The 11,974-nt window shown below is 63.7% G+C and carries 9 protein-coding genes; 7 read left to right on the top strand and 2 right to left on the bottom strand.

Going from position 1 to position 11,974, the window contains the following annotated elements; all coding sequences use genetic code 11:
* Window positions 1-88: 88 nt before the first annotated feature.
* Window positions 89-367 (bottom strand): hypothetical protein, encoded by a 279-nt coding sequence (locus tag ACO550_RS27755; RefSeq protein ID WP_315596143.1) that lies wholly within the window; start codon window positions 365-367, stop codon window positions 89-91.
* A 402-nt stretch (window positions 368-769) separates the two neighbouring features.
* On the opposite strand from ACO550_RS27755, the gene ACO550_RS27750 reads away from it, so the two are divergent.
* Window positions 770-2,974, top strand: coding sequence for a serine/threonine protein kinase (locus ACO550_RS27750; RefSeq protein ID WP_315596142.1), 2,205 nt, complete (start codon window positions 770-772; stop codon window positions 2,972-2,974).
* Between the two features lie 6 nt (window positions 2,975-2,980).
* Here the strand turns inward: ACO550_RS27750 and ACO550_RS27745 are convergent, their stop codons facing one another.
* Window positions 2,981-4,240 carry a formylglycine-generating enzyme family protein gene (locus ACO550_RS27745; protein WP_485995032.1) on the bottom strand — a complete coding sequence of 420 codons (1,260 nt, stop codon included), beginning with the start codon at window positions 4,238-4,240 and terminating at the stop codon, window positions 2,981-2,983.
* A gap of 224 nt (window positions 4,241-4,464) precedes the next feature.
* Between ACO550_RS27745 and ACO550_RS27740 the strand changes: the two genes are divergently transcribed.
* The 6 genes from ACO550_RS27740 to ACO550_RS27715 all read left to right on the top strand — a co-directional run bounded on the left by ACO550_RS27740 (window position 4,465) and on the right by ACO550_RS27715 (window position 11,960).
* Window positions 4,465-4,893, top strand: coding sequence for a DUF4399 domain-containing protein (locus ACO550_RS27740; RefSeq protein ID WP_315596141.1), 429 nt, complete (start codon window positions 4,465-4,467; stop codon window positions 4,891-4,893).
* Between the two features lie 63 nt (window positions 4,894-4,956).
* A complete protein-coding gene (locus ACO550_RS27735) occupies window positions 4,957-5,418 on the top strand; it encodes a DUF4399 domain-containing protein (RefSeq protein ID WP_485995033.1) in 462 nt (153 codons plus the stop codon).
* A 406-nt stretch (window positions 5,419-5,824) separates the two neighbouring features.
* Complete coding sequence (locus ACO550_RS27730; RefSeq protein ID WP_315596139.1) at window positions 5,825-6,094, top strand: hypothetical protein; 270 nt, start codon at window positions 5,825-5,827, stop codon at window positions 6,092-6,094.
* A 224-nt stretch (window positions 6,095-6,318) separates the two neighbouring features.
* Window positions 6,319-7,812, top strand: a complete 1,494-nt coding sequence (locus tag ACO550_RS27725; protein ID WP_315596138.1) for an efflux transporter outer membrane subunit — start codon at window positions 6,319-6,321, stop codon at window positions 7,810-7,812.
* 210 nt (window positions 7,813-8,022) lie between these two features.
* On the top strand, window positions 8,023-10,581 hold the full coding sequence (locus ACO550_RS27720; protein ID WP_315596137.1) for an FHA domain-containing protein: 2,559 nt from the start codon (window positions 8,023-8,025) through the stop codon (window positions 10,579-10,581).
* Window positions 10,578-11,960, top strand: coding sequence for a beta-barrel domain-containing protein (locus ACO550_RS27715; protein WP_315596136.1), 1,383 nt, complete (start codon window positions 10,578-10,580; stop codon window positions 11,958-11,960). The genes ACO550_RS27720 and ACO550_RS27715 overlap by 4 nt, the downstream gene beginning before the upstream one ends.
* Window positions 11,961-11,974 lie beyond the last annotated feature (14 nt).

Raw genomic sequence — 11,974 nt, 5'->3', positions numbered from 1 at the left:
CGAGGATGGTCAGGGTGCTCATGGCAGTCTCCTAGGGGGATATCGGTAGTCAGTGATGCGAGAAGGCGTGGTAGCGTAATAGCGTGGCTTAGTGAGCGCCGTACACGTTGTTTTCAGCGTGCTGGTTCGTCGTCACGTTATTTGTCATGTGGTCCTGGAACGCCGAGCCATTGCCGAAGTAGTTCTGCACTTGCTGCATTTGCTGGTTCGACTGGTTGATCGTCGTGACCTTGTCGAACGACAGCTTGAACGGCGCGTAGACCGAGGTGTGCGGGGCAAACACAGCCAGGCCGCCGCGTACGGCTTGCAGCGTCTTGGCGTCGAGGGTTTCGGTCGAGGACAGGTCCTTGATGGTCAGCGTGGTCATGATGTGCTCCTGGAGAGGAAGGTATGCTTGGTGGGTGACGAGCATCGGGTTGGTGTCGCGCTCGGTACTGATATCGCAGCAAGCGTGCCAGCGCGCGCCAGATCTTCGAATAAAAATCGCAAAGCCTTGCTGCATGGGGGTTTGCGGGTGATATGAGGGGCTGCGCCAACGCTGGGGAATGGGCCTGCAGGGGCCGGAGTGATGGGGCGCGGCCAACAGAAAGGTGTCGGGTGTCGGCGCAATGGCAACGGTGTGGGCGTGCCGGGCATCAGTGCGGCATTGCGGATGGCCGGAGTGCGCACTAGTATCCATCGAAGGCAATGTGCCGTGACGCAACGGTTCCGCCCCCGTCAACCCCGGTCGGCAACTGGTCGCCGGTAACCAATCGTCGGGATGCATCGGATGTCCAGCCTGGCCGAACTCATACGGAACTTTCAGCGCGGCAGCCTGACGCGCGACGAATTCCTTGCATCGGTGGATCTGGCCCTCAAGGACGACCACACCGATTCCACCCAGTTTGCACGCGTGCTCACCGAGGAACACACGCGCTTTCCGCTGCCCGCCACGGTGTATGCCGAGGTGATGCATCGCATCGATACGCTGGTGGCAACTCAGTTCGATCCTGTTGCGGATTCACGGCCGGATACAGCCGGCGAGGAGACGCGTATCGCCCCCGACTTGCCGGCGGGCCGTGGCACGCCTTCGGCCGGTGCTACCGGTGGTGTGATGGGTGGCTACACCGGTAGCCATACAGCAGGCACCACCGGAGGCAATATCGGAGGCAACACGGGGAGCCATACTGGCGGGAGCACCGGTAGCAACACGGGAAGCAATACGGGAAGCAATACCGGTGGCAGTACGGGGAGCCAGAGCGGGCTCTTCACCGGAGGCTTCGTGCCTTCGGGGCCTGCCAAGGGCGTAGGCGATACGCTGAACGGGCGGTTCGTGCTCGAAGAGTGCCTTGGCGTGGGTGGCATGGGCACTGTCTACAAGGCGCTCGACCTGCGCAAGCTCGAAGCATCGGACCGCAAGCCCTATATCGCCATCAAGGTGCTGAACATGCAGTTCAGCGGCCATCCGAAATCGCTGATCGCGCTCCAGCGCGAGGCGCGCAAGGCGCAGCAGCTGGCGCACCGCAATATCGTCACGGTGTACGACTTCGATCGCGATGGGCCCACGGTATTCCTGACCATGGAATACCTGCAGGGCAAATCGCTCAACCTGGTCCTGCGCGCACCTGATTTCAACGGCTTGCCTTACATAAAGGCGATGCCGATCATCGTCGGCATGGGCAGTGCTTTGTCGTACGCACATGAGCGCGGCTTCGTGCATTGCGATTTCAAGCCGGCCAATGTGTTCCTGACCGACCGTGGCGAGGTCAAGGTCATTGATTTCGGCATCGCGCGCGGCTTTCAGCAACCGACTGATGAAACGGACCAGACCGTGTTCGATCCGGGTTCATTGGGCGGCATGACGCCTGCCTACGCCAGCCCGGAAATGTTCGAGCACCGTGAACCCGATCCGCGCGACGACATCTACGCGCTGGCATGCGTCAGCTACGAATTGCTTACCGGCAAGCATCCGTTCAACCGCGTGTCCGCCACGGAAGCGCGTGCCAAGAACCTGAAGCCGGAACCACCAAAGGCATTGTCGCGCGGACAATGGAAGGCGCTACGCCAGGCGCTGTCGCTGGATCGCGCCACACGCACACCCACGGTCATGCGTTTCCTGGCCGGACTCGGCGCAGAACCCCAACGCGTGGGCGCGCATGTGCCGATGGTGGTTGGTGGCGTGATTGCCGGTGTGGCGATTGCCACCGGGGTCGGTTTCTATTTGTGGCGCGACAGTATCGGTTCCAATGAGAGCCAGGCACCGCCCACGCCAGTGACGCAGGCTCCCGCGCCGGAACCGCCCAAGCCGGTGGAAACGGCCGTACCACTCAAGCCGGAAGCGGTGGCCCAGGTACTGGCGGCAACGCCATGCTCGTTACTGCGCGCCAGTGTCGACGGGAATCTGTTGCAGGTCGATGGGTTTGTCTCGGAAGCGGCGCTCGGCACGCTACGCGACAAGCTTGGCAAGCTGCCGGGGGTCAAGTCGCTGAAGCTGGAAGCGCAGCCGCTGACCAGCGACAAGTGCGATGTGGTGCGCATGATCGCGCCTTACTGGTCGGGTAACCGCAAGGCCGAAGACAAGGGCGGGGCGGTGCTACGCACGCGTGGCGATACGCACCTGACCGAAGGCATGCCGCTGGTGCTCGATATCAATACGCCCGACCATGACTCATACGTCTATGTCGACTACTTCGTGGTCGATGGCAAGGTCGCGCATCTGGTGCCCAGCGCCCGCGTGCAGGGTCATCAGGCTCCACCCAGCTATAGCGCGACGATTGGCGACAGCGGCGACTGGGTAGTCTCGAAGCCGTTCGGCACCGAGCTCGTGGTGCTGCTGACGACCCCAGCGCCGTTGTTTGCGTCGCGTCGTGCCGAGTTCGAGACACGGCAGGAATATCTGCGCGCGCTGGAAAAGCCGCTTGCGCAGATGGCCAGCAAGTATGGGCGCGACAAGATCAGCGCCGATCTCGTGCAGATCTCGACGCGCGCCAAGTAAAAGTGATTACTTGGCTTCGCGCACTACGCGGAAACCGTTTTGCGATTGCCGCACGCTGGAGCTGTACTTGAAGCGCGTGGACGACACCATGTAGCTTGCACCCTCACGCCAGGAGCCACCGCGGATCACGCGCGCGGTGCAGGCGGATTCTTCCCATGCGCGGCTATCAACGGGTGCCCCCTTGTACGAGCTGTGCCAGCAATCCGCAACCCATTCCCAGACGCTGCCGTTCATGTCGTGCAGCCCATACGGGTTTGCCGCAAACGAGCCGACGTTGGCCGGTGCGGCATCGTTCCACGGATCGCCACAGTCCTTGCAGTTGGCATTGCCCTTGCTCATCCTGTCACCCCACCAGAATGCCGAGCTGGTGCCGCCGCGCGCCGCGTATTCCCATTCGGCCTCGGTCGGCAGGCGGTAGGTCTTGCCGGTGGTTTTCGACAGCCATGCCACATACTGCTGCGCGTCATCCCAGCTGATATCGCGCACCGGCGCGGTCTTGGCTTCGGGTGGATTGGTGGCGATACGCGGGCAGGCGTTGGCATCGACACACGCATTCCATTGCTCGACCGTAATCTCGTACTTGCCGATTGCAAAGCCATTGGCGATGGTCACGTGATGCGGTGGCCGCTCGGCCGGATCGCTGGTACTGCTGCCCATGGTGAAGCCGCCCGGGTTCAGGCTGACCATCACCGGACATTGCGGGCAATCGCGGATTTCGCCGCCCTTGGCCTCTGAAGGCCGGCTCGCACTCGCGGGTGCGCCCTCCTTGCCTTCCTTGCCTTCGGAGCCATACGTGACCGTACCCTGGGAAATCGCGCCGCCCGCGCGGGACCGTGGCGGACTGCTGCCACTGGTGGCAGGCGCGGTGGCGGTCGGCGGTGCGGGGCGCGCTGCCGGTGGTGGCGGTGCGGGCTTGGTCTCTGCCTTCGGTTCGGGTTTGGGCGCCTGCGTAGCGGCGGGAGCAGACGGGGGCGCAGAGGCGGCCGCGGCAGGACCCGCGGCGCGGATGCGTTCGAGCCGCGTCTTGGCCAGCGCCGCGAAGCGTCCGTTCGGATACTGCTTCAGGTAGGCCTCGTAGTCGGCCGCATAGTTGCTGTTCTTGATCGAATCCCAGAACGACAGCTCGTATTGTTCGTCGCTGTTCTTGGGCAGGATACCCGCGACTGCCGGCTTCACGAGCAAACTGCCAGCGGGCGTCAGCCTGATGGCGTCGACCTGCAGCACGCCGATTCCAAGCAGCGACACGACAAATGCTTTCCGCCACATATTCAGCCCCCTTTGGCTCGGCGCGGTGCGCGGTGTGGAGTTACCGTGACGTGGTACCGGCCGTTTCAAGATAGCACAGCGTTTGTGGCGTGAAAGTTCGCTTTTTTAAGCCGGCCGACCTACGCTTGAGGTCACATCGCCGAGCGCATCAAGAACATCCATCAAGAATCCGCTCCCGCGCGGGGTTACCGTGTGCAGCGGACAGTTCTCCGGGAGGAGCCGCAATGTCCAGACGATCCCTGCTCCGCGCGCTCGCGGCCGCATCCCTGGCCAGTTGGTCCACATTCGCAATTCCCTTGACAGCAGCCCCGAAGGGCGCCGAGGTCTATATCATCTGGCCCGGCGATGGCGCCGTCATCGAAGGCGGCAAGCTATGGGTGCGCATGGGCCTGAAAGGCATGGGCGTATGTCCCAAGGGAATCGAGCGGCCAAACTGCGGGCATCACCATCTGCTGATCGATGTCGACCTGCCGCCGCTGGACAAGGAAATCCCGAACGACCGCAATCACCTGCACTTTGGCGCGGGTGAAACCGATGCGCGCATCGAACTGCCACCGGGCAAGCACACGCTGCAACTGCTGCTGGGTGACAGCAAGCATGTACCGTTCGATCCGCCGATTTACTCGAAGAAGATCACGATCACCGTGCGCTAGCGCACACAGGCGTGAGCGGGGGGAGCCATGACCAAGTGCAATCCGAAGCTTCTTGTGGCGGTGATGCTGGTGTCTGCCGCAGGCCTGGCGTACGGGGCCGACGCCTCGGCGCCGGCAGCCCATGCCGACCATGCATCGGCGCCAGCCGCCAGCGCAGCCAGCGGACCCACGCCAGCGCCAAAGAACGCCTATCTGTATATCGGGTACCCCAACAACAACCAGACGCTGCCTGCCGGCAAACCGGTCAAGGTCTGGTTCGGGTTGCGCAACATGGGTGTGGCACCGAAGGACGTCAAGTATCCGAACACGGGTCACCACCATCTGCTGATCGATGTCGACCTGCCACCGATGGACAAGGAAATTCCGAACGATCGCAATCACCTGCATTTTGGCGCGGGCGAAACCGAGACCACGCTCGAACTCGCGCCGGGCAAGCATACGTTGCAGTTACTGATGGGCGACGAAAAGCATATCCCCACCAATCCACCGGTCTACTCGAAAAAGATCACCATCTATGTGAAATGACCCCGGAGCGAAGTCGGCGGGGCGGTCCGCCTGTCTCCGGTAAGGCGCACAGCAATGTGCGCCGCTTTTTTTTGCGCGAGACCATCTGCGTTTTCCCCTCTCCCGCCCGGCGGGAGAGGGGCCGGGGGAGAGGGCGGGGGCGTGAAACACCAACCCCGCATCAACTGTCACTACGCCCCCAACAACCAACACCCACCTGTGGCAAAACACCCAACACCAGCCCACCTGCCAGGCCTCGTCGCTGCATCCGACGATCTCCCGCAAAGCCTTACCCATCAACGTTTTCCAACTATTTTCGATTTTTTTCGAGGTGCTGGCACGCTTGCTGCGATATCAGTACCGAGCGCGACACCAACCCGATGCTCAACATCCAACCAAGCCTTACCTTCCTTTCCAGGAGAACACCATGACCACGCTGACCATCAAGGACCTGTCCTCGACCGAAACCCTCGACGCCAAGAAGCTGCAAGCCGTACGCGGCGGCCTGGCTGTGTTTGCCCCGCACACCTCGATCTACACGCCGGTGAGCCTGTCGTTCGACTCGCACAAGACAATCACGCAATCGAACCAGCAACTGCAGGGCGTGACCAGCTACTTCGCCAACGGCTCGGCCTTCCAGGAGCACATGTCCAATAACGTCCGGACCAACCAGGACGCTCACAACAACGTCTACTGATCCGTACGGTTCAGGGCGGCAACGGCGTCGCCAACGCATCACAACATCTATCGACGCCAACTGCCGCACGGGGAGCTTGCGCCGGGGACACCTCCGCCCCGGCGCTTTTTTTGCGCCTCGACACACGAAGGGGGTTGGCGCTGTGCCACGCGCCGCACCACAATACAAATCGAACGCCAGGACGCACTGCCACGGTCCGCTGGCGCTTCAAGCAGGATGCCATCGTGACTGATTTTGCCTTTGCTCCGCGTCGCATTTCTCCGCTGCTTGGGGTAGCCGTGTGCGTGGCACTGCTAGCCGGCTGCGCCGATTTCCGTCCGCCCGAATATCATCGCCCCGAAACGCCGGCCAAGGCCGCGTGGACCGGCAGTGACGCGGTCAACGTCAATCCCGCCGAAACCATCCTGCCGAACTGGTGGCAAGGCTTTGGCGATCCCTACCTCGATCAGCTGGTGGCCAAGGCGCTGTCGGGCAACTACGACATCAAGGTGCTGGCCGCGCGCATCCGGGTGGCCAATGCGCAGATTGCCGAAGCGCGCGCCGGCGCGCTGCCGGTATTCGACGTAGGCGCGGGACTCGACATCTCCAAGACCACCGGGCAGCCCGTCTCGCGCACCTACAACCTGGGTGGCACGGTGAACTGGGATATCGATATCTGGGGCAAGGTGGAAAAGGGCGTGCAGGCGCAAAGCGCCGAATTCCGCGCCACCGAGGCCGACTGGCGCGCCGGGTACCTGTCGCTGGTGTCCGATGTCTCGATCACCTACTTCACGATCCTGCAATTCGATGAGCAGATTGCGCAGCAGCGCCATACGCTGGGTCGCAACAACGACATCCTGACGACCTACAAGGCCATGCTGGCCAACGGCTTGTTGCCGCAGATCCGCGTGATGCAGCAGCAGGCGGAAATCAACCGGTTGACCAAGGACCTGATCGAACTGCGCCGCTCGCGCGCCGTGGCCGAGAATGCGCTGGGCACGCTCGTAGGCGTGCCGGCGGGTGACCTCAAGGTGCCGCCGGGCCGGCTTCAGGAGCGCGTCAAGCTGCCGGTGGTACCGGGAGGCTTGCCGTCGCAGTTGCTGGCGCGGCGTCCCGATATCGTCGCCGCCGAGTATCGCGTGCTGGCCGCATACAACCTCGTGGGCCAGGCGCGCCTGGCGCAACTGCCCAGCGTGAGCCTGACTGCACGCGGTGGCACGGCAAGCTTCGCGCTGTCCGACCTGATGAAGTCGTTCACGTTCGGCTTCATGCCCAGCATCAACCTGCCGATGCTTGACCCCAACGTGCGGGCGCGCGTCAAGACCACCGAGGCCAACGTCGGCGTGGTCGAGAACGAGTATGGCCGCACCGTGATGACGGCGTTCGAGGAGGTGGAGAGTGCGCTGGTCAATGTCGATGCACACAAGAAGCAGCGAATCGAGCTGCAGCAGCAGGTGAACCAGTTGCGCGTGGTCGGCGCGCAGATCGAGGCACAGGCGCGCGAAGGCATTGCGTCGCAACTCGATGTCTTTGAATCGGAGCGTTCGCTGCTGACGGCGGAACAGTCGTTGTTGGCCGTGCACCAACAAATCCTGGCCGATACCGTCACGCTGTACAAGGCACTGGGCGGTGGCTGGCCCGACGTCGATGTCCGCAACGCGCCCGTCGACGACCGCGCTAACGCCAACACCAACGTCGCGAAACCGACGGCCAACGGCGCGCCCAAGGCGGCGCGTTAGTCGCAACGGCGCACAAAGCGTTGCAACCGTGAAACCTGTGCCGCGCTTGCATTTGCGCAACGCTGCGGCGCAGCGCATTGACTCCCCTCAAGCGTGGCCTACTATGTTCTTACCCGTGACCTGCCGCCCCTGTGCCGACGCATGCCAATGCATGCTCCGTGCCGCTTCGCGGTTGCGTGCCACAGGCCCCACTGTTGGCTCTGGTGAAACATGACGCGCGACGATGCCCCCTTCATGGATGTGCCGGTGATGGCGCCGCGCGCGGGTCAGGCGTTCGACGTCCTGCTGATGCCGGTGTCGCGCCCCGACCTGGGCGAGATCCGCATCGACGAAGACCTGTTTGCGATCGGTCGCGGCGAGGCACCGTTTGCCGCCTATCCAACTGAAGCGGTATCGGTGCTGTCGCGGCGTCATGCGCGCATCTTTTCCGAGGATGGCGCGGTCTACGTGGCCGACCTCGGCAGCAAGAACGGCACGCATGTCAATGGCGATGCCGTAGCCCAGCAGCCGGCCTTGCTGCGCGATGGCGACGAGGTCAGCTTTGGCGCGGGGCTGGCGTATCGCGTCAGGCTCTATCCGCGCCCGGTGGAGCCAGAGCCGCCCAAGGTGGCGGTCACGCTGACGCCGATGCGCGAGGACCTGGGTCTGCAACCGGTGATCATCACGGGCTTCCCGTTCATGATCAACAAGACCGACGATACGTTCGCGCGCTACCGCAATGACTATCCGCATCAGGTCAACTACCTGTCGCGCCGCCATGCCCACGTGTACCTGAAGCAGGGCGTGCCATGGATCGAGGATCTGGGCAGCACCAATGGCACGTTCGTCAATGGCGTGCGCCTGCGCGAGCAGTCGATCCGTCTCGAACCCGATGATGTGATTGCTTTCGGTGGCAGCCACTTCGTCTATCGCGTGGGAATCGAACGCGAAGCGGACGCCGATGCCACGGCCACGCGCACCTCGTTCATGGAAGTCTCGGCCGAACCAAAGGCCAACGGCGCGGCCTCCGTGCCCTCCGCGCCCGTCGATGTCGATCCGGACAAGACCACCTTCGTGGGCGCGGCCGATTCATTCCTTGATATCTTCTGCGTGGACTACCGCGCGGCGCAGGAAGACGAAGTCAACCCCGAGGCGTTGCCCGATGCCGCCGGCGATGCCGCGCACGCAAGCGCGCCGCGCGGCAAGCTGACGATGATGCTGGTCGAGGCGATGCGCAGCTTCGGCATCCGCGACCGTCATCAACTGGAACGCGCCGCGCGCGTGGCGATCCTGGTCATCGCCGTACTGGTGATTGGCGGCGGCTACCTCTGGTGGCGCGGCGCACCGGATCGCTCACTGCAACTGCTGCTTGACGAGGGCAAGTATGTACGTGCGGCCGAGGTGGCCGACAAGGTACTGTCGCGTCATCCCGACGAATCGCGCTATCAGGTAATGGGCGCCGAGGCGCTGATGCGCGGCTATGTGCCGCAATGGTCCGCGCGCCTGCAAGCCAATGATTTCAACGGCGCCGACGCGGTACTCGGCGAAATGCGCGCGCGCAGCGAACACAATGCCGATGGCCGTGCATTGATTGACCAGCTGGCCTGGGTGGGCGACCTCGAACGCTTTGTGGTCGGGCGAGGCGGCATCGATGCGCCGATCCGCATGTACGCCGACGAAACAAAAACTCGTGACCTGGTGCGGCGCTGGGAGGACGACACGGCATCGCACCAGCGGCTGCTGGGCCGTATTGCCAACGACGTGCCGTCATTCCGCGACACCTACGCGCGTGCGCTGAGCGATCTGCGCCGGCTGCAGAACGACGATTCGGTATTCCTGGCCGCAATCGACCGGCTCAATGCCGCAATCGCCACGGAGCTCGGTCGTGACCAGCCCGAGGCGCTGCAATCGATGCTGGCTGAGTACAAGGACAAATATCCGCGCCTGGCCGGACTCGATCGCGTGGAGGGCGACCTCAAGCAATATACGGCGCTGGTGCAGTCGCTGCGTGACCGTGCGGTGGGACCGCTGGTGGCGCTGATGCAGCAGGCAAACCTTGCAACGCCGCCGTTCCAGGCGCAATACCAGAAGCTCAAGGCGGGCCGGCTGCCCGCCGACGATGTACAGAAGCAGGTCGCGTTGGCCAATGCGGCATGGGTGCAGGGCGACAGCGCCGCGGCAATTGGTGCATTGAAAGTCATCACCAGCGGGCCATGGGCCGCCGATGTGGCGAAGGACGCTACGCACAAGGAGCAGGTGGCCACCCAATACGCCGCGGTGAAGTCGGCGCGCGGCTCGCCGGGGTACGAGGATCAGTTGCTGGCGTTTTATGCCTCGCTCGATCCGCAGGCCGATGCGTTCTATGCCAAGGCCGTGGATGCGGACGTCAACAATATCCGCGATGTGGCGCTGCGCCGTGCCAATACGCTGCTGAACCGGGCTGCCACGGGCTGGCGCCAGTATCGCAACAATGGGCTGATTGCCGGAGAGCAGCGACTTGAAGCCGGGATCTCGGCGAAATTCCGCGCGCAGGCCAAATTGCTGGCCGATGCCCAGGACGATGCGCGACAAGGTCTGCGCATCTACGCCCAGCTGAAGATCGAGGATACGGACCAGTGGAACAAGATCCGCGACGATATCCAGGCCGAGATCGACGCGCAGCGGCGCTCGCTCAATGACCTGCGTATGGTGCTCGATCCGACCGTGCTCAAGACCAAGCTGGCACTGGTGGGTGAAGGCAGCAAGCAGGGTGCGGACGGCTCCACGGCGGCCACGGGAGGCACACCATGAAGGACGACAGTCGGGGTAACCATTTACGTCCGTTGACCGAAGCGCTGGAAGATCACAGCGCCGAAGGCATTTCCCTGCTCAGTGCCGAGCCACGCAAGCTGACCCTGCTGACCATCATCACCACGGCCGGCCTGGTGTTGTGCGCGCTGATCTGGTCGTTCTTCGGGCATGCCGATGTCATCGTCACCGCGCAAGGTACCCTGGCGCCGGAATCGGAGGTGCGACGCTTCTACGCGCCCGTCGATGGCGAACTCGTCGATCTCTATGTGGCCGAAGGCCAGCCGGTATCGAAGGACGACGTGGTGGCGCGGCTGAATGCGCGCGGCGCGATCGAGGCTGCGGCCAATGCGCTGCAGGCGCAGCTCAAGCTTGACGACGCCGAGCGGGAGTGGAAGCAGTTTCCGGAGCGCAAGGCCTTGCTGGAGCGCAAGGCGCTGGCCTTGAAGCAGCAGATCGAACTGGCGACGCGCCAGCACGAGAACCGCATGGCCGAAGGCACCACGCGGCTGGCAGAGCAACAGCGTGCGCAACTGGCGGAGGCGCGCAGCAATCTTGAGAATTCGCGGCGCGCGCGAGACTTTGCGCGGCAGGAGCAGGACCGCTATGCGCGCCTGTTCGCGCTACCGGCCGGTGGCGGTGTTTCGCAGTCACAGGTCGAAGGCAAGCGTGCGATAACGCAGGATGCCGAGAATACGCTGCGCGTGGCGCAGTCGCGCCTGGCCGAGCTCGATGCGCGGCTGGCGCGCGAATATACGCAGGCCAGCGCGCTGCTCGAGGGCAGCGGGCAGGAACTGGCAAGCCTGCGCGTCCAGTACGACGCTGCTACGCGCGAGATCACCAGCACCGAGGACAAACTCCGGCTGCAGGTGCAAACCGCACGCCTGGTGGCCGATGCGGCCGCGCGCATCAAGTTCGAGAATATCGACAAGGACAACTTCCTGTTGATCCTGGCGCCGGTGGCGGGCGTGATCACCGACGTCACGTCGACGCAGCGCGGGGACAAGGTGCAGGCCAATACGCCGCTTGGCGGGATTGCACCCAAGGATGCGCGGCCGATGCTGCGCATCGAGATTGCGGAGCGCGACCGCGCGTTCCTGCGCGAGGGGCTGCCCGTCAAGCTCAAGTTCAGCGCGTTTCCGTACCAGCGCTACGGCCTGGTCGCCGGCACGCTCGAATACATCTCGCCCGCCACCAAGCCATCGGGGCCGGACAAGCAACCGGTCTACGAGGGGCGTGTGCGGCTGGCGCAGGACTATTACAGCGTGGCCAGCAACAAGTATCCGCTGCGCTATGGCATGACCGCCACGGCCGAGATCGTGGTCAGGGAACGACGCCTGATCGACCTGGGACTCGATCCGTTCAGGCAGGTCGCCGGTTAGGCAGAAGAATCAGG

This window comes from Cupriavidus sp., from assembly GCF_057315035.1.
The sequence above is the reverse complement of the archived record's forward strand: the minus strand, read 5'-3'. Positions and strand labels throughout refer to the sequence as shown.